The organism is Natrialba magadii ATCC 43099 (assembly GCF_000025625.1).
In the GTDB taxonomy this organism is placed as follows: domain Archaea; phylum Halobacteriota; class Halobacteria; order Halobacteriales; family Natrialbaceae; genus Natrialba; species Natrialba magadii.
In genome coordinates this window covers 1,968,278-1,988,861 of sequence record NC_013922.1, presented here as the reverse complement: position 1 = coordinate 1,988,861, position 20,584 = coordinate 1,968,278, and the positions used below count along the sequence as shown (strand labels likewise).

Sequence of the window (20,584 nt, the reverse complement as noted above, 5' to 3'; positions counted from 1 at the left end):
ACCTATCGACGACAGGACCGGTAAGTACAAGCCCGGAACACGCAACCAGCCCGCCGGCTAACTGGTCACCGGCCCAATCGCTTAGCCGCGTGACTCGACGAGCGGTTCGACCAACGACTCGCCAGCGTCGAGTAGCGTCGCTACACGCTCGTCCGTCTCGGCCTCCGCATAAACACGTAACACGGGCTCCGTCCCGCTCGGCCGAACGAGTAGCCACGAGCCGTCCTCGAGTAGCAGCTTGAATCCATCCGCAGTGTTCACGTCCGCAACCGTCGTGCCGGCAACAGTCTCGGGAATTTCGGACTCGAGTGCACCGAGTACACGACCCTTCTCTTCGTCGGGACAGTCGACGCTGATCTTGTCTTGCACGACGGTGCCGTGGGTGTCGAGCAGTCGGTCGACCCGGTCGTCGATCGGTTCCGCGGCGTGCATGGCGGCTGCGAGCAGCGCCACGAGGACGCCGTCTTTCTCGCGGACGTGTCCGCGGACGGTGAAGCCGCCGGACTCCTCGCCGCCGACGAGGGCGTCGTGGTCGGCCATCGCCTGTGCGACCCATTTGAAACCGACCGGGACCTCGTGGACAGCCTCAGCGTGTGCCTCGGCGACGCGGTCGATGAGGTACGTCGTCGAGACCGAGCGGACCGCCGAGCCAGCGTCGGACTCGAGTAGGTACTCGTACAGCGCGGCGAAAAAGAGGTTCTCGTCGAGGTAGCCGCGGGCAGGTGTGACGATGGCGAGGCGGTCGGCGTCGCCGTCGTTTGCGAGGCCGAGGACGGGCGCACTATTGGGGTCGGTGACGCGGTCGATCAGTTCGGTGAGGTGCTCCGCGGCCGGTTCGGGTGCGCCGCCGCCGAAATCGGGGTCACGCTCACAGCGCAGGCGTTCGACAGTGAGGCCGGCGCGCTCGAGGGCGGCGTCCGTGACGCCGCGGCCGCTGCCGTGCATGGCGTCGTAGGCGACGGTGAAGTCCGATTCGATGATTGCGTCGTCGGGCGCGCTGTCCCCGGCCTTGCTGTCACGTGAATCGGTGTCGCCGGCCGTGCTGTCACGTGAATCGGTGTCGCTGTGGCTGATAGCGCTATCATCGCCCGCGGTAATCGACCCGACGAGATCGAACACCGCATCGGCGTGTGGTGTCTCGAGATCAACCTCCCGGACGGTGCCGTGCTCGGATTCGGGGAGTGGGTCCGGTTCCGCAAGACGGTCGGCAATCGCGTCCGTGACTTCTGGAAGTGCCGGCGCGCCGGTATGTGGAATGAACTTCACGCCGTTGTACTCCGGCGGATTGTGCGAGGCCGTAATCGCAAGGCCACCGGCGAGGTCGCGCTCAACGATCGCGTGAGCCACGAGCGGCGTCGGACAGTCTCGCTCGGGGAGCAACACGTCGAAGCCGTTCGCACACAGCACTCTGGCGAGTTCTTCGGCGAAGCCACGCGAACTCTCGCGGGCGTCGTACCCGACGACGACGGGGGCGTCCCGACCCTCGTCAGCGAGGTACGTTGCGACGCCCTGGCCGACCATGCGGACGCGTGGCGTCGTGAACGTCTCGAGTGTCGCTCGCCAGCCGTCGGTGCCGAACGTGATGGCGTCCATAGGCGTGGACTCACCGCCGGGTGCGAAAAAAGCGACGCTGCAGTCCACTGGTCGAGACGGTAGGGTGGGAGAGAGACCATCCGTGCGCAGGTTCCAGACGAGGGCCCCACGCGCATCGAAGCGACACGCACATTGGGCCAGTTCACATTAGGTCGACCAATGAGTCGCTCCACACCCTCCGTCCTCGCGGTTAGCGGGAGCCTCCGCGACGAGAGTTACACGCGAACCGCGCTGCAGTACGCCCTGCGAGCAGCTGCTGAGGCCGGTGCCGAAACGACGCTGCTCGACCTCCGCGAGTACGACCTGCCGCTCTACGATCCCAACGTCGACGAACAGGGTGACGAACAGGAGGTGAAGGCCCTCATGCGGGAGGCAGACGCCGTGGCACTCGGCACACCGGTCTACCACGGCTCGTACTCGGGCGCGCTGAAGAACTTTCACGACTACTGTGGCTGGGACGAGTACGAAGACACCACCGTCGGCCTGCTTGCGACTGCCGGCGGCGGCAGTTATGGGTCGACACTCGACCACCTACGGATCACGGTCCGGGGCGTCCACGGCTGGGTACTGCCCCACCAGGTCGGCCTTCGCAATGCGAATAAGAAGTTCGAGAAGGATCCTGACGCGATCGACGGGCGTCGGTTCCGCGACACCGACCTGCAGGAGCGGGTGGAAAAACTTGGGTGGAGCCTCACCGAGTACGCGTTCATCGATCCCAGCGTTACGTCGACGCGGGCGGCCGGCGACGATTGACCGACGACCGGTTCAACACGAGACGAACGCAACGCAGACAGTTTACTGGACATCATTGCCGGCCCAACTGCAATACGGCGACGGTCGAACTGAAACGTCGGTATGGCAGTCCGTATTAGGCCTCGTCCGCGTCGATGCGATGCTCGAACAGCCGATCGCCTGACTTCTCGCAGATCACGGCGATCACGTCGTGGGAGCTACAGCAGGACTCGACAACCCCCTCCGTGATGTGTACGTCGCCGCCGGTCGGACACTCCTCTAAGAATACTCGGAGCGCATTACAGATCTCGCCCTTCAGCTGTGGGTCGTGTGTGTCCCAATCGGGCATCCACTCCGCGAGGGTGCGGCTCGCGGCGACATCGGCGAGTAACGCCGTCCGGGAGGGCCACCGTCCAACGGCCTGACGGTTTGCCTGGAGCATCAGGCCATCACCGTGAGGCTCGAAGTCCAACTCGTCGAGGTCGGCCTCGAAGCCGAATGCCTCGACGACGTCGGCAAGCTCGATGGATTCCACGTCAACAGCGTCGATCTCGTTGAACCAGACTCGGTCGAATGCTGCGGTGAGACAGAGACCATCGATGTCCTCGCAGGGCTCAAGGACCTCGTGCTCGAGGAAGTACGCCTCGAGGTCGATGGCTCCGAAATCGGAACCACCGTCGCCGTCGCCGTCACCGTCGCCGTCACCGTCACCGTCACCGTCGCCATCGCCGTCGACATAGTGAGCGGGCGGTTCAGACTGCACCGTTGCGTCGGGTCCGGGCGGATCAACCAGCGCATCGAAGTAGTCGGTCGCGTCGTCTGGGTCGGTCGTGTCAACACCAGCGTGAGCATCAGTGGTGTCGATACCGATCTGCTCGTCGGTCAGCAAGTCGATGTCGGCTCCGCTCGAGACCGTACCGGCATCGACGCCCTGGAAACCGCCAGCGATCTCGGGGTCCTGCTCCTTGCCAAACAGGCGTAATACGTCGGCCGGCAGATACCGTTTGGTCAACGTCGGTGTTCCGGGGACGAGATAGCCACGAACGTAGATTATCGCAGCCGAGACAGCAAGCGCGAGGACGCCAGCGGCCCTGTGTTTCCGAGCGACGAGCCAGCCAGCAACCGCAGCAATCGCCAGGTTGACCAGCGTACACGGCAGGCAGCGATTCTCGCCAGTATACTCCGGCTGTTTGAGACCGTCAATGTCCATTATCGTCCGTACGGACAGCAACCGACACTATCTATTTTTCGAAGAGGTTCCAAGAAATACTATCTGAAGACCACGATTGCGTCGATTGCGGAGCAGTCCGGACGCCGTTCGACGGTGGGCAGTAGCCGCGGGCAACGAACGCTCACCGGTGGGTTTCCAAAGAGATCGGGTCGTCTCATGGCTGTTTTCCGAACTCACCTGTGGCGACCGACTCCCGGACTCGAAGTGCACCACAATCGGGGCCTCATACGGACTACTGTAACTCATTTCCGGCCCCACCGCGAGCCATCCTGCGGTCAGGCCGGTAGCCGTTACAGCAGACCGTATCACTCGAGGCCAACGAGTCGCTCCTTCTGTGTGCGGGTCAACTGCTTGATCTCGTACTCACGAGACATGGCGGCCGAACGCGTCTCGTAGCGCTCGTGATAGCAGACCTCGACTGGCGTTCGCCCGCGGGTGTACTTCGCACCCTCACCCGCGTTGTGTTCGGCGACCCGTCTTTCGAGGTCGGTCGTGTAGCCGGTGTAAAGCGAGCCGTCGGCGCACTCGAGTACGTAGACGACGTGGCGGTTGGCGGCGGCTTCGGTGTCGGGGTCGGTGCCGGTGCTGGTGCTGGTCCCGGTGCTGGTGCTGGTGCTGGTCCCGGTGCTGGTGCCGGTCCCATTGCTCTCCGGCTTTCCCCCACCGGCCGAGTCGCCTGTGACGTCTGGCTCCGACATCGGACAAGTGTAGGGAAACGGAGCCGAAAAAGGATGCTATCGTAGTGAGCGGGGAGCGCGGGGATAAGCGGAGACAGGAGAGCAAGAGTGGGGGTGGAGTTGGGGACCCGACCCAAAGTTGGAAGCGGTGACTGGAAGGACACGAAAGCAGTGGCTGGAAGGGCACGAACTACGTCGTGATCAGTAACCGATCGGTCCACCGACCCGGCGACGGATTATATCGACCAGCATCCCGCCAACGTATCCGAGCGGCGCGAGCACGATGAGGACGATGGCGACCCAGGCAAGACCGAGAACAGCCGAAAGAAATAGCGTATCCCCGCTGCCCTCGATACCGAACAACCAGGAGACGCGTGCGAACGCCAGAAACGGAATCAATACGAGCGTTCCGAGGACTGCTGCGACAGCGCCGTTGTTGGCCGGGACCTCGTAGAAGTCACTCCGGGCGGCCGCAACGCCACCGCCGACCAGCGCGACCAGAACGAGCCACAGCGGTCGATTCAGGAGAAAGTTCACGGCGAACCCCAGGATCACGACTGCAATCGCTCCCCAGAGCACGGGTCCGCGGTCGAACTCGAAGTCGGGGTCGACTGTCTGCCTCATTTGCGAGACGGTTCGTCCAGTCTGCAAATAAACATTCCTGTGACTCGAGTAGCGAGGATCAACGAAGGGGCCGAGAACGCTGGGCAGACGCTGGACAGATACCCAAACGGAAGGTGAGAATACGCAACAAAAAGGACCTCGTCCGAGTATGGAGCTGCCAATTTGGATGTGCAGTTCGTAGCGGGGCCGGGTCAATTTGCGTTACAATTGACGGGCACGCTCACGTGAGGCTTCAGCGATTCCCGCATTGGCCGAGCAGCTAATACACGCGCGGATTTCGCCGTGTGCGTCGGCGAAGACACGCGCGAACCGTTCGGAAACGTGCGCGTCGCAGTGGTCACACTTGGGCATGGTTACACCGGCGAGTTCGCCGGTACCCAGTACTATTCGTGGAAGAAATAAAAATCCTTCCTAGAACGAGTTATGCAGTTTGTCACTAATGAGATTATCTTTTGGTACCAACAATGATATTAGTTCTAGGACCCATGGATTGCGCGCGCAATCAAGATAGCCTGTGCGCCGGCCACGAAGCCAGCGTCGATGTTGACGACCGATAGTACCGTACAGGACTGGAGCAGGCCCGCCAGGGCCGCCTCACCGTCGCCGCCGTGGCCGTAGCCACTCGAGACGGGAACTGCAATGACCGGCGTATCGACGAGGCCGGCGATGACGGTCGGCAGCGCTCCCTCCCGTCCTGCAGCAACGATTAAGACGTCCGCATCGCGAAAGCGCTCGACCTGGTCGAGCGTTCGTGAGAGGGCCGCGACGCCAACGTCGTCCACCCGGTCGATCGTTGCGCCCGCATCGGCGCAGACGATTTCGGCCTCGTCGGCGACCGGCTTGTCGACCGTGCCCGCCGTCACGATACCGACGGTCGCCTCGAGTTCCGGCTGATCGAAGTCGGGCCCAAGCACGCGGACGGTCGTCCCGCGGCGCTCGATCGTCGCATCGGGCACAGACTCGGCCAGTGCCGTTCGGAGCGCGTCGATCTGGTCGTCATTGACGCGCGTGAGCAGCGCTCGATCGGTCGTCTCGAGTGCAGTCTCTGCGAGCGCGACGACCTGTGCGTCGGACTTGCCCTCGGCGAGGATTGCCTCGGGGATACCTCGTCGTGACTGTCTGGCCGCGTCGAAGCGGCCGGCCTCACCGGTGACGTAGCCATTGAGCTCGGCCTCAGCCTGTTCGGGAGAGAGGGTGCCGTCAGCGACGGCATCAAGGAGTTCGCGCATACGTCTGATGGGGGGCCGCGATACTCGAATCCGTCGGACCGACAAGGGAGGTGTCGAAACCGCGCGCGAGAGGACCCAGCGGCGCGCGCGAGCCCAATCGGCGCGCTCGATGGGGCAAAACGACGGATGCGTGACTCATAAGTCATATACTTTCCGGTGGATCGGCCCCCCGAAATGGGCGTCGCAACCGCTGACGACCCGGTATTTCCGTAAATAACCAAAGTATTTATATGGTGGAAAGGGAAATCGCTACATCGTATGGCAGACCTTATCGTCAAAGCTGCTGTGAAGGAAGCGCTCGATGACAAGAACGTCGCCTCGGACTTCTACGACGCACTCGACGAGGAAGTCGACGAACTCCTCGAAGACGCTGCCCGCCGCGCAGAGGCAAACGACCGAAAGACGGTCCAGCCGCGCGACCTGTAAGGTAGCGTTACCACAATTCTTTCGTACGCTACACTGGTGAGCGATTGCTATCGGTCACGGAGAGCATCTCCCTGCTGAGCGGTCGCTCTCAAATCAAGAGTGACAGCGAAAAACACTACTCGAGTGCAGCGTGGTCGACGCTTATCGGTCTCGACGGCGCTCGTCGAGATACTGCTTCGTTCGGCCGCCAACGACGTACTCTGCCTCCTGCAAGTCAGCGACGGAGGCCGATCCCGTGACGAACATTGCCGTCCGCAACTCGAGTTCGAGTTGCTCGATCAGGTCGACGACTGCGTCGGTGCCCTGGCCCGCCGGGCCGAGGAACGGCTTCGCGAGGCCACCTGCACGAGCGCCGAGGGCGATCGCCTTCGCGATGTCGAGCCCCGAGCGGACGCCACCGCTCGCGATCACGCAATCGTGCACCGCGGCGGACTCGAGTGTACTCACGGCAGTCGGGACGCCCCAGGCGCGGAACAGTTGCCCGATCTTCTCCTGGCGGGACGCGCCGACGGCGGCGGCGCGATAGGATTCGATGCCGGACCACGTGGTGCCGCCCTGGCCGGCGACGTCGATGGCGTCGACGCCGGCGTCGGTGAGGCGGCTCGCGGTCTCGCGCGAGATGCCGTTGCCCGTTTCCTTGACGACGACCGGCACCGAGAGATCGCTCGCGACGTGGCCGATTTCGGCGAGACAGCCGCGGGCGTCGATGTCGCCTTCCGGCTGGACGGCCTCCTGTAAGAAGTTGAGGTGGATCGCCATCGCGTCGGCGTCGATCATCTCGACGGCCGCCTCGACGTCCTCGACATCGTACTCGAGTAGCTGTGCCGCGCCGACGTTACCGTAGAGGAACGCGTCGGGTGCGACGTCGCGGACGACGGTGTAGGACTCGAGTAGGTCCTCGTCGTCGAGTTCGATGCCGGCACGCTGGCTGCCGACGCCCATGGCGATGTTCATCTCCTGGGCGGCTTCGGCGAGTGCGCGGTTGATTTTGGTCGTGTTTGGGTGGCCGCCGGTCATGCTCTCGATAACGATCGGGGCCGCTAACTCGTGCCCGAACAGTTCGATCGTGGTGTCGATTTCGTCGCGGTGAATCTCCGGCAGTGCCTCGTGGACGAGGTCGATGTCGGCAAAACCGGTGCCTGCCGTCTCGACGTCTTCCTCCTCGATGATGCGGATGTGGTCGTCTTTCCTGTCGGATGTTTCGGGCATCGAATCGTCTCCATCCGAAGGTGAGGGAGTCGGTATTGAAAAGGTGTCCATTCTCGGTGCGCGGGTGGGGGACTCGAGTCTCGAGTTCTATTCGTTCCCACCCATCACCGATTCTACTTGTTCCGCCTGTGCTACCTGCTCACTTCTGTTCCCGCTACCATCATCACACTCGCCACCACTCCGACCACCTCCATAACTGCCGGTCCCTCAGTATATCACACCAGACACACGCTTTTGGCGCTCCCCGTCAAATCACCGCCTATGCTCCGCCACCTCCTGACCGGGATCGGCATTCTCGAGTTCGCTGCGCCGCGACGAATTATCCGCGCTGCAGAGGGAATCGCCTTCGAAAACCCGGGTGAGGGTCGACTCAGACGCTGGACAATTCCAATGGCCCGTCTCGAGGCCCTCGTCTTCATCTGGGCTGGCACCCGTCGTCGCGGTCCACCCGCCGTCGCCCGACCGCTGCTTGCCGGCCTCGGTCTCGCGATGGCGCTCGTACCGCGGTCCGCACTCGAGTTCGGCCTCAGAGTCGCCTACGAGAATCCGGACGACATCGAGGTGAAGCCGTGGCTGGGGCCGCTCACGCGTGCGCTGGGCGTGGTTTATCTGGTGGCTGCGCTGGCTGCTGGGCGGGCGGATGCACCAGCGTCTACTGAGAAGCAGGAGGGCGAAGACACCATCTGAGCAGCAAAAGACCTGAAATCAGTACGTCCGAACGTCCACACCATCGGCCGTTCCGATGTAGGTAACGTCAGCCAGTCCGACGAACAGGCCGTGTTCGACGACGCCCGGAATCGAAGCGAGTGTGGTCGCGAGCGCGTCTGGATCTGCAATTGTGCCAAACTCACAGTCGAGGAGTAGATTTCCGTTGTCGGTGACGACTGGACCGTCCTTGTGCTCGGCGTCGCGAAGCGTTGGCTCGCCGTCCAGTGCCCGAACGCGCTCGGTGACGACGGTGTGAGCGTCGGGGAGCACTTCGAGTGGAACCGACCGGTCGAGGTCGGTCGTGAGCTTCGACGGATCGGCGACGACGAGGAACCGGTCCGCGGCCGCATCGACGAGTTTCTCGCGGGCATGTGCGCCCCCGCCACCCTTGATGAGTGCGCCGTGTGCGGCCGACTCGGGATCGTCAACCACCTGATCCGCGCCGTCGATCGCGAGATCCACGCCGTCGACGGCGTCGAGTGTCGTCAGTGGAATGTCGTACTCGAGTGCCAACTGGCGCGACTGGAACGACGTGGGGATGGCCCGAACGTCGAGGCCGTCGGCGACGGCCTGTCCGATGGCTTCGATTGCGTAGGCGGCCGTCGAGCCGGTTCCAAGGCCGACAACGGTGCCGTCCTCGACGGCGTCGGCCGCCCGCTCGCCTGCGTGTTGCTTCGCCGTGTCGCTCCCGCCCTCGGTCTTCATGGTCTGGTTCGTCAGGCGAGCGGCGAGGAGAAAAACGTTGTACATCTCGTGTCGCGCTGGTCGCGTTTTCGTGTCATGCTTCGTGTCGCACTGGTCGCGTCGTCCGCTGTCGCACTGGTCGCGTCGTCCGCTGTCGCGCTGGTCGCGTCGTCCGCTGTCGCGCTGGTCACAGTGCTCGTACGAGAAGCGCGGACGAGGACGAGGAGACAACCCGCAAGTAGTCCGTAGCACGGGCACTACCCGAACGACGCCACGAGCTGGGAGCCAGCCAGCGGCGGCGAGGTCGTGACTGCGAACAGGGACTCGAGTGCGACGCGAACCTGGCCGAGCCACGGGAGGCGGACGACGGACTTGCTGGTGACCCACTCGGATTTGACGACGGTTGTGTCTGCGTACTGGCCCTCAACCTGGTCGTACAGGCTGTTCGCATCGCCCTTCGTGACGAAGCCGTCGTGGGGTGCCGGACACGAGTGCAGCGCCGCACACGTTCTATCGCCGAGTGCGTCGTCGTCCGCCTTCGTCTCGACCCAGTTTTCGCCTTCCTCGACCCAGAAGTGTGCGCGGTGGATGACTGGCGTCTCGCTTTCGTCGCCGTCGGGCGCGAAAACGATGACGTCACCGGGTTCGCCGAACCGAAGGTGAGTACCATCACCGCTCAGTGCGGCGTCCCGGGTGACGACGCCGGTCTCGCCGACGGCCTCGCTGCCGACGAACCGGTCACTGTCGGTGACAAAGACGAGGTCACCGGTGTCTACGTTCGGTTCCATGCTCCCGCTCTCGACTGCGGCCAGGGGCGGCCAGACGCCGCTGAACGCGACGAGCAACAGGCCGACCAGTCCGACGACGGCAACGACACTCGCGGCGTCTCTGCACGCGACGGCGCGGGTATCGTCCGAGCGGAGCAGCCAGCGACCGAATCCGTCACTGGGGCTGGCGGCAGGAGCACTCGAGGGGGCAGCGGTATCGGCTGGGGGCGCATCCGAAGCCGAACTCGAAGGTGGACCTGAGTCTGCACTCGAACGTGGAACCGAGTCTGGACACGAGCGCGTACTCGAGTCGGCCGCCGAATCGGAGGGGGAATCAGAGCGAGGACGGTCGCTCATTGAGGTACTGTCCGAGACCACGGCAAGTCAACGTTTTGTATTTTCAACACCATCGGCTGAAACGCGCGATCTGTGGCGCTGCAACCGCAGCGAACCTTTTTCACACCCACCGTGGTCAAACACCCATGGCGACGGGGACTGCAGTCAGCCTCGAGAACGTCCGTAAAACCTACCAGTTGGCCGAGCCCGTCCACGCGCTCGACGGCGTCACCCTCGAGATTCCGGAGGGCTCTTACACCGCGATTATGGGACCCAGCGGCTCCGGCAAGTCGACGCTGATGAATCTCGTCGGCTGTCTCGACACCCCCACCGACGGCACCGTCGTCGTCGGCGGGCAGGACGTGGGCGCACTCGACGACCGCGAGCGGACCACCCTCCGGGGAACGACCGTCGGCTTCGTCTTCCAGACGTTCAACCTGATGCCGCGGCTTACGGCACTCGAGAACGTCGCCCTGCCACAGCTCTTTCAGGGGATCAGTCGAGGTGAACGAACCGACCGCGCACGCGAGTTACTCGAGCGCGTCGGACTCGGCGACCGAACGGATCACATGCCGAACGAACTCTCTGGCGGCCAGCGCCAGCGCGTCGCCCTCGCTCGTGCGCTGGTGAACGATCCAACGATTGTCCTGGCAGACGAGCCCTCGGGGAACTTAGACACCGAGACTGAGGCCGACGTGCTCGACCTCTTCGACGAGTTCCACGACGCCGGTACCACCATGCTCGTCGTGACTCACGAACGCCACGTGGCATCACGTGCAGAGCGGATCGTCCATCTGCTGGACGGGCAGATTGAACGGATCGAGGAGCTCGACGGGAGTGAGCCGCGTTCGGAACCAGGCCCGGCATACGGCTCTGACGAGCGCATCGAAGAGACCGGGGAGGCGGGGTCAGGGCCAGAGTCAGGCTCAAGCCCGGGGGCAGGAGGAGCAGGCTCAGACACAGAGTCAGGATCAGACTCGGGACCAGACTCACCAACCGGAGCAGACAGCTGATGCGGCCACTCGAGTTCGGTCGACTCGCCTGGCGCTCGATCGGGAGCCATCGGTTGCGCTCGGCGCTGACGACCCTTGGGATTATCATCGGTATCGCGGCGGTGATCGCGTTCGTTACGCTGGGTGCGAGCCTGCAGGCCGGCCTGCTCGGCGACATCAGCCCGGACGATCAGCGGAATCTCTACGGGTGGGCCGCCGATCCAGACACGGAAGGTGGCCCACTCGCCGGTGCGCAACCGGTGTTCACGCAGGACGATCTCGAACAGGTGGACGAACTCGAGGACGTCGACGCGGCCTACGGCTATATGCCGATTTCGACGCAGGCGCTCGCCTACGACGGTGAGCTAACGCCACAGAGCGATGCGCTGATCGCCGCGGGACCACCGTACATCAGACCGGCGACGATCGACGAGGGTCGGCAGTTCGAGATGGGCGAACGTGAGGCAGTGATCAACCCGGCAGTGGCCGGCCAGTTCGAGGAGAACGTCTCCGTCGGCGACGAGTTGACCATCGTCAGGCAGGGCGGCGAGCAGACGTCGGTGACTGTCGTCGGGATCACGGACAGTTCTGAGGGACTGAGTCCGTTCGAAGGGTTCGAGCCGTCGCCACGGGTGTACGTGCCGACGGACCCCTACTACACGGAGGAGGTAGACGGGATCGGTGCCGGGTTTGGTGGTGACGAAGCAGCTGAAGACGAAGCGGACGAGGCGGATCCAGCCGACGGCGATGACGGCGATGCAGCAACCGCCGAGGACGCCAGATTCCTCGCAATCGTCGTCGAGGCACCGTCTGCCGACGAGGGGGATATCGACCAGGCTCGCGACAGCGCACTCGCCGTACTCGAGAGCGACGACTCCGACGCGAGTGAGTTGCTCGGCGACGACCTCGAGATCACCATGCAGACGAGCACCGAGTTGCTCCAGCAGCTACAGGACATACTCGACCTGCTGCAAAACTTCATCGTCGGCATCGCGGCTATCTCGCTCGTCGTTGGTTCGATCGGCATCGCGAACATTATGCTGGTCAGCGTCACCGAGCGGACCCGTGAGATCGGGATTATGAAGGCCGTTGGTGCGCAGAACCGGGACGTGTTGGGCCTGTTCCTGACGGAAGCGGTGGTGCTGGGAATCATCGGTGCCATCCTCGGCACGGTACTCGGACTCGCCGTTGGGTACGCCGGGGCGTGGTACATCGATATTCCGCTCGTCTATCCCTACGAGTACGTCGCGCTCGCTGTCGCCGTGGGAATCCTCGTCGGCGTTCTCTCGGGGCTCTATCCCGCCTGGCGGGCGGCCCGAACGGATCCGATCGACGCGCTTCGGTACGAGTGAGGACGATAGACGGGAAGAACCAGAACCGGAACCAGAACCGAATCAGTCCCGGTCTCGGTTGTCGTCAATTACCTGATCGTCTCCTGCAGCGTTGTCGGCGTCCGTGGCATCGTCGTCATCCCCATGCCAGCGTGCCGCCTCTCGGTCGGGGCGGTCCCCTGTGTCAGTATCAGCGGGTGACTCAGTGTCGGTGGCTCGACCGCGTTCGCGAGTTTCGTCCTGGTCGCGATTCGTATCTGAGCGAGCGCGGTGGTCGGTGGCTGTAGATCCGTAGCGGTCGGGACGAGTAGAACGGTCCAATCGATCAGACGAAGGTGGCCCGTTGGGAGGCGACCGCGAGCGGTCAGCGCGGGCGGGGTGTGTCGCGGACGAGTCCGTGGGTCCGGTGGCGCGCGAAGCCCGTGGCGAGCGCACGCGGCGACCGCGTGGCCCCTCACGCCGGGGCGGCTCCGTCCCGAGCGTCTGGTTGGTTCGGTGTCGCGCCGACGGGAACTCGCGGGCGAGGTACGATCCGAGGACACCGCCGAGTAGCGAGAGGCCAACGGTGTAGAGCAAGACGACCGTCGAGAGCAGTCCGAAGAAGGCAAGCACGACGACAAAGCCCTCGAACGGGACGGCAGCGACGCCGAAGCCAAATCCCATAAATCCGAGGAAGAAGAGGGCAATGCCGACGACCGGCACGAACATGATCGCACCGGCGAGCGCCCCGGCGAGGACACCGTCTCTCGTTTCCGGCCCCTCGAGAAAGCCGGCGACTGCGCCCCCGATGATCGTCGAGAAGGGGATAAACGAGAGGACAACGGCGACGACGGCACCGATGAGCGCGTTGATAGCAGTTCGGCCACGACTCATACGCAACCAACGACGAGCAGCGAGAAAAGTGTCGGTGGTCGAAACAGACCGTTGCGGACTGTTTCGGGGGAGCAGACCCACACTACCGGACCGCTGGACACAGAAAGCGACGACTACCGGTGGGCGAGCGCTGGACTACTGCTGGACGAACGCTGTGAGCGGGCAGGGACCTTAAGCCCGCGCGGCATAATATGCGACTAATGGACCGACGGACGTTCGTCCACGGCGTCGGCGGCGGCTCGGTCACCGCACTCGCTGGCTGTCTGACCCGTAACGGCGAGAACGAAGAACACGCCGCCGAAACGGGGCCGCTGCGAGTCGCGACCTACACTTCCTTCGCGACCGGCTCAGACTCCGACCCTGATACCGACTCCGATCCCAATCCCGATCCCGATCAAGCCCCCAGCCCCGCCGGTGACTGGTTCCGAGAAACCGTCGAAGAAGAGTTCGAGGAGGAGATCGAGTGGACCGTCCCCGAATCCGGCATCGAACACTACATCCAGCGCGCCCGTCTCGACGCCGACATCGACACCGACGTCATCCTCGGCCTCACCGCGAGCGAACTCGCACTCGTCGACTCCGTCCTCGACGCCCACGGCGACACGCGACTGTTCGAATCGCTCGAGCGCGACCGTCTCGAGCACGCCGACCGAATCCAGTCCGACCTCGCCTTCGACGACCCGCGCGACCGCGTACTCCCCGTGGGCACCAGCTACCTCTCGCTCGTCTACGACGAGACGGTACTCGAGTCCCCACCCGAGACGTTCGACGACCTCCTTGATTCGGCGTACGCGGACACGTTGCTCGCGCAGGATCCGCGTGTGTCAAATCCGGGGCAGGCGTTTTTCCTATGGACGGTCGCGGAGTACGGGTCCGGCTCTGGCATGCTCTCCTTCTGGGAGGAGTTGCAGGCGAACGGCGTTCGCATCGAGGAACGCTGGACGGACGCCTACCGGGATGCCTATCTCGAAGGTGAGCGCCCGATGGTGGTCTCGTACTCGACGGATCAGGTGGTTGCGGCCGCGACTGATCGAGACATGCAGCGCCACCAGGTCGCACCGCTTGACAACGCGGGATATCGGAGTACTGAGGGGGCAGCGATCTTCGCGGACGCGACGCGGACGGAACTCGCTTACGAGTTCGTCGACCTCCTGTTGTCCCAGACGGCACAGGCGGAGCTCGCGACGCGAAACGCGCAGTTCCCCGCCGTCAGTGACGAGTACGTCGACCTCGATGCGACGTTCCTCGAGAACGCGGTAGAGCCAGACGAGACAGTAACGCTCACCTACGACGACCTTGAGGGAGAGTTCGCGACCTGGCTCGAGACCTGGGACGACGAAATCGGAGATTGAGCCAGAGAAGGCAGTGAGAACTCGGTGCAGTTTTAAGACGGCGAGCGTGGTACGTCGCCGCGCATGGCCCTACAACGGATACTCAGCGGCGACCCCTCGAAGACGTCGAAACTCTACCTCGCAATCGGCGTCCTCTCGCTGGTCAAAGCGATTGCAGTGCGAGACGACAAGAATCGGTTCAGACAGGAGTTGATGGACGCCGGGCTCTTCATCGGCGTCGGCATCGCACTCAGAAAGTACAGTCAGCTCAAAGCGGAGAAGCGCTCGGAGATCGAGTCACAGGTTCCCGACTGGGCACTCGACGCCGCCGAGTCCGCAGCGGCAAGCCAGGCAGTCCGGAGCGCTGCAAAGCGCGGACTGCGGAGTCGTTCCCAGCCGGAGCCCGAACCGGAGCCGGGTATCCGTGATCGAGCGCGGGGACTGCTCTCGAGTTGGTAAGCGAACGGGAGCACTGAAAAATCGAGGAATCGAAGAATCGAGGATCAAGGACCAAGGACCAAGGACCAAGGAACCGGGAACCGTGAGCCGAAAACCGAACCGTCGGGCTGGTGACTATCGGCTTCGTCAGTCGTCCGAAAGCGCGTCACTCAGCGCATCCGCACCGCCGACGACCGGCAGTCGGGCAGCGCTCTGTTTCACGTCGAGCGTGAGTTCTTTCTCCTCCGGTGGCCGCTGCGTGAAGTCGTAGTCCGTCGAGAGGACGGCGATACCGATCCGGTGGTCCGGCGCGAAGACGTGGTCGTCCGGCTGGAGGTCGAACGAAAGCCGGTATGGCGTGCCGGGATGGATAGCGAACGTCTCCGAGTCCGACTTTCGGTTCTGGGGGTTCATCCACCCCCGGTTGATGATTTCAGTCTCCCCGTCCGGCCCAACGTCGACCAGTACACCCGTCACGTTCGCCGATTCCGAGTCAAACGAGAGTCGCACGTCGAGTTCGACCGTGCCGCTCAGATGTACGTCCTCCTCGAGTTGCGCCGTCGTATACAGCAACCTGTGTTCTGACTCCTCGGCCGCGATCAGGTCATCCGCCGGCGTTTCCGGTTCCGCCGGGTCGACGACCGTCTCGGTGACCGGTCGACCACGCGTGTGCTCGAGTGTGAGCCCACCCGACGTCCGGCCGCCCGGCGTGAAGTTGAGTTCGGCCTCGCTCGTCCCCGGAACCGGCCACTCGTCGTACGTGGTCCAGGAGTCGTCCTCCCGCTGGACCGTCGCCGTCGGCCCATCCATCACGTCGTTCTCGACGCCGAAGAGCCAGCGCGTCCACCACAGGTTCAACTCGTCGAGCCACTCCTCCGGCCGGTGGCTAAGTGGACTCGAGTGCCCGCCCTGGTGGAGCCAGATTTTGCGCGAGACGTCGGCGTCTCGCAGTGCGTCGTACCACTGGGCGAACTGCTTGGTTTTGACGTTGTCGTCGTTGAGCCCGTGGGTAATGAGGACGGCGGCCTCGACGTTGTCGGCATCGTGGACGTAGTTGCGGGCGTCCCAGAACTCGTTGTAGTTGCCAGTCTCGCGGCCCTGGTCGGCTTCGATCTGCTCGAGGATCGGTTCGGCGACCTCCCGATCCTCCCGGGTCGTGACCCAGGCGGCGAGCTGGTAGGCATCCTCGCCCTGCCAGCCGCCGGGTGCGACGACGTGGCCGTTCGCTCTGAAGTAGTCATACCAGCTCGAGATTGCGACTTCGGGGACGATGGCCTCGAGACCGTCGACGCCGGTCGCTGCGACGCCGTTCGGGAGCGTGCCGTTGTACGACGCGCCGATCATGCCGGTCTTTCCGGTCGTCCACTCGGCCTCGACTGGGTCGCCGCCGGAGCGGGAGTCGTAGGCCGTCGCGCGGCCGTTCAGCCAGTCGACGACGGCTTTGATGCCGTTCACCTCGTGTTCGTCGCCACAGGTGTTCGCACCGGTCGACTTGTGCGTGCCGCGCGAGGAGGCGTACGCGAAGACGAATCCTCTGGGAACGAAGTACTCCTCGTAGGTGCTCGGCCCGATCCAATCGGTTGCACTGCCGCTGAACGCCGTCAGATCGTCGGTGTCGATCGTCTGCTCGGTCGCCGTGTTGCTCCGCGGTTGCGTATCGCGACCCGGTTTATCTGGTTCGTACAGCGAAACGTCGACGTCGTAGAGGTCAGCCGTGCTCATATCCAGCCCACCGAAGTACGGACTGGGTTCCATAATCACCGGCAGCGCGACGTCGCTGTCTACAGTCGATTCGGGCCTGGCAATTTCGACGTGAATCCGGTCCAGGTCGCCGGTGTTGGTCGTATCGGTCTCCGTTTCGACCCAGAACTCCTCGCGGAGGACGTCGTCCTCGTCGAAGACGGGCTGGGCGCGACCGTCCTCGAAGACGGGGCCGTCGGCGTCTGTCGCCGCAGTTGCGGTGGCTGCTCCCGGCACCATCGCCGCGCCGATTCCGGCAGCGGCGTACGTTCCGAGTGCCTCACGGCGTGTAAGTCCGTGTTCGCTCGACTCCCCATCGTGTGGTATGTCATCTCCAGACATCACCAGGGACAATCACGGACAGTTATAAGTAACTTTTGCGAGAAGTATTGAGTTCTCTATAGGTAGTCGACCAGTTACTGCGAAACGGGAAACCGAAACGCACCGAGACCGAGTCGGTTACTGTGAGGACGGGACCGGTTCGAGTTCTGCCGTAAAGTGTCTAATTTCAGGCATCACTGGATCGCTCGCGAGCTGAAGTCCGGAAACTGTCTCGCGCTTCTCGAGGACGGCCTCGGCAGTCTCGACGACGTGATCGAAGTGCTCGCGGTGATACGTGCGACGCGGGACCGCGAGCCGAACGAGTTCCGGCCGGTCGGTGTCTGGGAACGCGAAACTGCCGAGTTCGACGCCGCGAACGCCGCCCTCACGGTAGAGTTCGCAGGCGAGCACCTGGCCGGGGAACTCCTCGGCGTCGAGATGTGGGAAGAGTTCGCCCGCATCGACGTACACCGCGTGGCCACTGGTCGGCGTGTAGACCGGTACCCCCACGGCGGCAAGCTGTGCACCGAACTCGCGGACCTGTTCGATTCGGTCCTCGAGATAGGCGTCCTCGACAGCCTCGCGGAGGCCGACTGCCATCGCGGCCACGTCGCGGCCGGCCATCCCGCCGTAGGTCGGGAACCCCTCGTAGAGGATCGCGCGCTGCTTGCACTGCTCGAACAGCGCGTCGTCGTCGGTGGCGACGAAGCCGCCGGCGTTGACCAGCCCGTCCTTCTTGCCGCTCATCACGAGCGCGTCGGCGTAACCGAGCTGTTCGCGGGCGATGTCGGCGATCGAGGCGTCGGCGAACTCCTCCTCGCGCTGGCTGACGAAGTAGGCGTTCTCGGCGAATCGGCAGGCATCGATGACGAACGTAGCGTCGATTTCGTCGGCGAACTCACGGACCTTGCGGGTGTTCTCGACGCTGACCGCCTGACCCGCCGCCGAGTTGTTCGTGATCGTCTGGACGACGACCGGGATGCGCTCGGCCCCGTGCTCCTCGACCACGGCACGGGCCCGCTCGAGCGAGAAGTTCCCCTTGAACGGCTCCTCGGCATCCGGGTCGTGCGCGACGTCGATCGGGCAGTCGACCGGATCGGCGTCCTGATTCGAGATGTGCGCGCGCGTCGTGTCGAAGTGTGTGTTGTTCGGTACGACGTCGCCAGCCGAGAGGAGCGCCCCGTAGAGGACGTTCTCAGCGCCGCGGCCCTGGTGGGTTGGGACGACGTTCGAGAATCCCATCACGTCTGCGACTGCCTCCTCGAGTTCCTCGAAACTGCGGGAGCCAGCGTAGGACTCGTCGCCGCGGATCAGGGCGGCCCACTGGGCGTCGCTCATCGCGCCGGTGCCGCTGTCCGTGAGCAGATCGACGAAGACCTCCTCCGAGGAGAGATTGAAGAGATTGTAGCCGGCGGCCTCGAGATTTCGCTCGCGCTGTTCTCGAGAGGGGAGCCGGATTCGCTCGACCATCTTCGATTTGTATGCGACCATAGCAACTCGAGAACGCCACGCGTGTTCAGTCTAGCTGGAACCTCGTGTTCGCTTTCGTCTCGAGGAGTGCGTTTACGGCCAGACAGGGACATTGATGAACGGAATCGTGAGCGTGCTACAGAGAGCGGGCACGAAGAGTACGACAACGAAGAGATAAATTATTGTCAATTGGGCCAATAGGTGTTGTATGTTAGGTTTGAAGTTCGTACTCATTGGAATGAATCTCGTACTGGCAGCAACCTTTTTCGGTCCCTCGGCTGGGTTGCTGGTGTACGCAGGACTTGCGCTCTCGATCGTTGGCCTCCTCGTAGGGCCTGAAGACTCGCTACAGCAACTCAGTAGCACAACTCAGTAGCGGCCACTGAGGCGGACTAACAGGTAAATAAGCGGGACCAGACTGGACGACGGGGGCATCAAAACGACCCCAACCGGAGCAACGCACGTCCCAACTCGAGTACGCAGCACCACTCGCCCGTGAAAGTACCAAATACTCGTTCGAAACGCCAGAACAAAACCGGTCGATTCCTCAGAACAGATCCTGCGTCAACTCGAGTGTCTTCTCGCGGTCGTTCCAGTCGACGAACAGCGCAACGCTGGTCGCACTCGTGATGACGTCTTGGAGGTGGATGCGCTCCTCGGCGAGCGGGTTGACGATCTCGCTGATGACACCGGGCTGATTGGGGAGTTCGCCGCCCGTCACGCGGATGACTGCCACCGGCGAGTCGACGGTGACACTCGAGAGTTCGTCGCGGGCGATGACCTCGCGGTGGAGGATGTTCTCGGCGCGTTCGGCTTCGTCCTCGTCGATGTAGAACGTGACCGAGTCCATGCCGCTGGCGACGGCGTCGATGTTGACGTCACTCTCGCTCAGTGCGGCCGAGAGGTGGTGGAAGATGCCGGGTTCGTTGCGGATCGCGCGACCGGCGACGGTGAGGCAGGCGAGGGGGCGCTCGCGGAGGTCGACGAGGTTCTCGAACTCGCCTTCGATGCTCGTGCCGCCCGAGAGGAGGTCGCCGTGCTGGTAGTGGACGACGCGGACATTGAGCGTCTCGTCCTTGTAGGAGAGTGCGGAGGGAGCGACGACTTCAGCACCGCGGAACGAGAGGTTTCGCAGTTCGTCGACGGAGATCTCGCCGACGTTTCGTGCCCCTTCGACGACCCGCGGGTCGCCGGTCATGACGCCTTCGACGTCGGTGACGATGACGACCTCGTCGGCGTCCATGTACTTGCCCATCATCACGGCGGTCGTGTCGCTGCCGCCGCGGCCGAGCGTCGTGATCGAACCATCCGGCCCTTCGGCGAGGAAGCCAGTGAGGACTGGGACAGTTTCGTCCATCTCCGCGGCGACCGTTCTGGCGCGCTCGTTGGTTTCTTCGACATCGACTTCGCCGTACTCGTCGGTGATGACCGGCCAGCCTTCGCTACCAGGTTCTAAGAATTTGGCGTCGATGTCGCGGGCCGAGAGCGCGGCCTTGAGCATTCGGACGGAAGTCCGTTCGCCCATGCTCACGATCTGGGCGCGGTCGGCTTCGTCCGTCTCGAAAGAAATCTCGTCGAGCAGTTCGTCAGTGGTCGACCCCATCGCGCTCGCGACGACAGCGATTTCGTGGCCGTCTTCGACGGCGGCCGCGATCGAGTTTGCGGCCCGATTAATACGGTCGCCGCTGCCGAGGCTCGTCCCCCCGAACTTGGCTACAACACGCATAGGGACACCTCGTGGCGGTCAGTCGAGCGAATACCGGTGGCGTGGCTCATACTGGGTTCGTTACCAGAGCGAGCAGATAACTGTGTTCCCTTCCACGTATTTTTCCGGTGTTCTGTCCCCTGTTGGCGGCAAATGCACATTTTCGA

The 20,584-nt window shown here is 63.6% G+C and carries 20 protein-coding genes; 7 read left to right on the top strand and 13 right to left on the bottom strand.

Features of this window, described 5'->3' with window-relative positions:
• Positions 1 to 81: 81 nt before the first annotated feature.
• Positions 82 to 1,593, bottom strand: a complete 1,512-nt coding sequence (locus NMAG_RS09350) for a phosphohexomutase domain-containing protein (protein ID WP_004267497.1) — start codon at positions 1,591 to 1,593, stop codon at positions 82 to 84.
• Positions 1,594 to 1,752: 159 nt separating this feature from the next.
• On the opposite strand from NMAG_RS09350, the gene NMAG_RS09345 reads away from it, so the two are divergent.
• Complete coding sequence (locus NMAG_RS09345) at positions 1,753 to 2,346, top strand: NADPH-dependent FMN reductase (protein ID WP_004267498.1); 594 nt, start codon at positions 1,753 to 1,755, stop codon at positions 2,344 to 2,346.
• Between the two features lie 115 nt (positions 2,347 to 2,461).
• On the opposite strand, the gene NMAG_RS09340 is transcribed toward NMAG_RS09345, so the two are convergent.
• From NMAG_RS09340 to larB, 5 genes are all read right to left on the bottom strand, one after another.
• Positions 2,462 to 3,535: a hypothetical protein gene (locus tag NMAG_RS09340; protein ID WP_004267499.1), complete on the bottom strand. Its 1,074-nt coding sequence runs from the start codon at positions 3,533 to 3,535 to the stop codon at positions 2,462 to 2,464.
• Between the two features lie 326 nt (positions 3,536 to 3,861).
• Positions 3,862 to 4,254: a GIY-YIG nuclease family protein gene (locus NMAG_RS22765; RefSeq protein ID WP_004267500.1), complete on the bottom strand. Its 393-nt coding sequence runs from the start codon at positions 4,252 to 4,254 to the stop codon at positions 3,862 to 3,864.
• Between the two features lie 180 nt (positions 4,255 to 4,434).
• Positions 4,435 to 4,857, bottom strand: a complete 423-nt coding sequence (locus tag NMAG_RS09330) for a DUF5518 domain-containing protein (protein WP_004267501.1) — start codon at positions 4,855 to 4,857, stop codon at positions 4,435 to 4,437.
• 201 nt (positions 4,858 to 5,058) lie between these two features.
• Entirely contained in the window at positions 5,059 to 5,208 is a 150-nt protein-coding gene (locus NMAG_RS22840; RefSeq protein WP_012996607.1) for a DUF7563 family protein, read from the bottom strand.
• 125 nt (positions 5,209 to 5,333) lie between these two features.
• Complete coding sequence (gene larB, locus NMAG_RS09325; RefSeq protein WP_004267502.1) at positions 5,334 to 6,086, bottom strand: nickel pincer cofactor biosynthesis protein LarB; 753 nt, start codon at positions 6,084 to 6,086, stop codon at positions 5,334 to 5,336.
• Positions 6,087 to 6,344: 258 nt separating this feature from the next.
• Here larB and NMAG_RS09320 point away from each other — a divergent pair, with 258 nt between their 5' ends.
• Complete coding sequence (locus tag NMAG_RS09320; RefSeq protein WP_004267503.1) at positions 6,345 to 6,512, top strand: DUF1931 family protein; 168 nt, start codon at positions 6,345 to 6,347, stop codon at positions 6,510 to 6,512.
• 141 nt (positions 6,513 to 6,653) lie between these two features.
• Here NMAG_RS09320 and fni read toward each other — a convergent pair whose 3' ends face one another.
• Positions 6,654 to 7,721 (bottom strand): type 2 isopentenyl-diphosphate Delta-isomerase, encoded by a 1,068-nt coding sequence (gene fni, locus NMAG_RS09315; protein ID WP_004267504.1) that lies wholly within the window; start codon positions 7,719 to 7,721, stop codon positions 6,654 to 6,656.
• 261 nt (positions 7,722 to 7,982) lie between these two features.
• Here fni and NMAG_RS09310 point away from each other — a divergent pair, with 261 nt between their 5' ends.
• Positions 7,983 to 8,408 (top strand): hypothetical protein, encoded by a 426-nt coding sequence (locus NMAG_RS09310; protein ID WP_004267505.1) that lies wholly within the window; start codon positions 7,983 to 7,985, stop codon positions 8,406 to 8,408.
• 18 nt (positions 8,409 to 8,426) lie between these two features.
• On the opposite strand, the gene rpiA is transcribed toward NMAG_RS09310, so the two are convergent.
• Positions 8,427 to 9,134 carry a ribose-5-phosphate isomerase RpiA gene (gene rpiA / locus NMAG_RS09305; protein WP_191219358.1) on the bottom strand — a complete coding sequence of 236 codons (708 nt, stop codon included), beginning with the start codon at positions 9,132 to 9,134 and terminating at the stop codon, positions 8,427 to 8,429.
• Between the two features lie 236 nt (positions 9,135 to 9,370).
• Entirely contained in the window at positions 9,371 to 10,237 is an 867-nt protein-coding gene (locus NMAG_RS09300; protein WP_004267507.1) for a S24/S26 family peptidase, read from the bottom strand.
• 125 nt (positions 10,238 to 10,362) lie between these two features.
• On the opposite strand from NMAG_RS09300, the gene NMAG_RS09295 reads away from it, so the two are divergent.
• Together NMAG_RS09295 and NMAG_RS09290 are read left to right on the top strand one after the other, a co-directional pair.
• Positions 10,363 to 11,229 (top strand): ABC transporter ATP-binding protein, encoded by an 867-nt coding sequence (locus tag NMAG_RS09295; protein WP_004267508.1) that lies wholly within the window; start codon positions 10,363 to 10,365, stop codon positions 11,227 to 11,229.
• Positions 11,229 to 12,560, top strand: coding sequence for an ABC transporter permease (locus tag NMAG_RS09290; RefSeq protein ID WP_004267509.1), 1,332 nt, complete (start codon positions 11,229 to 11,231; stop codon positions 12,558 to 12,560). The genes NMAG_RS09295 and NMAG_RS09290 overlap by 1 nt, the downstream gene beginning before the upstream one ends.
• A 42-nt stretch (positions 12,561 to 12,602) precedes the next feature.
• Here NMAG_RS09290 and NMAG_RS09285 read toward each other — a convergent pair whose 3' ends face one another.
• Positions 12,603 to 13,412, bottom strand: a complete 810-nt coding sequence (locus tag NMAG_RS09285; RefSeq protein ID WP_004267510.1) for a DUF5518 domain-containing protein — start codon at positions 13,410 to 13,412, stop codon at positions 12,603 to 12,605.
• A gap of 200 nt (positions 13,413 to 13,612) precedes the next feature.
• Between NMAG_RS09285 and NMAG_RS09280 the strand changes: the two genes are divergently transcribed.
• Positions 13,613 to 14,764 (top strand): thiamine ABC transporter substrate-binding protein, encoded by a 1,152-nt coding sequence (locus NMAG_RS09280; RefSeq protein ID WP_004267511.1) that lies wholly within the window; start codon positions 13,613 to 13,615, stop codon positions 14,762 to 14,764.
• A 63-nt stretch (positions 14,765 to 14,827) separates the two neighbouring features.
• Entirely contained in the window at positions 14,828 to 15,202 is a 375-nt protein-coding gene (locus NMAG_RS09275; protein ID WP_004267512.1) for a hypothetical protein, read from the top strand.
• Between the two features lie 126 nt (positions 15,203 to 15,328).
• Here the strand turns inward: NMAG_RS09275 and NMAG_RS09270 are convergent, their stop codons facing one another.
• The 3 genes from NMAG_RS09270 to NMAG_RS09255 form a co-directional block, all read right to left on the bottom strand.
• Positions 15,329 to 17,263, bottom strand: coding sequence for a Xaa-Pro dipeptidyl-peptidase (locus NMAG_RS09270; RefSeq protein WP_004267513.1), 1,935 nt, complete (start codon positions 17,261 to 17,263; stop codon positions 15,329 to 15,331).
• A gap of 117 nt (positions 17,264 to 17,380) precedes the next feature.
• On the bottom strand, positions 17,381 to 18,733 hold the full coding sequence (locus NMAG_RS09265) for a tryptophanase (RefSeq protein WP_004267514.1): 1,353 nt from the start codon (positions 18,731 to 18,733) through the stop codon (positions 17,381 to 17,383).
• A gap of 526 nt (positions 18,734 to 19,259) precedes the next feature.
• Positions 19,260 to 20,438 (bottom strand): aspartate kinase, encoded by a 1,179-nt coding sequence (locus tag NMAG_RS09255; protein ID WP_004267516.1) that lies wholly within the window; start codon positions 20,436 to 20,438, stop codon positions 19,260 to 19,262.
• Positions 20,439 to 20,584 lie beyond the last annotated feature (146 nt).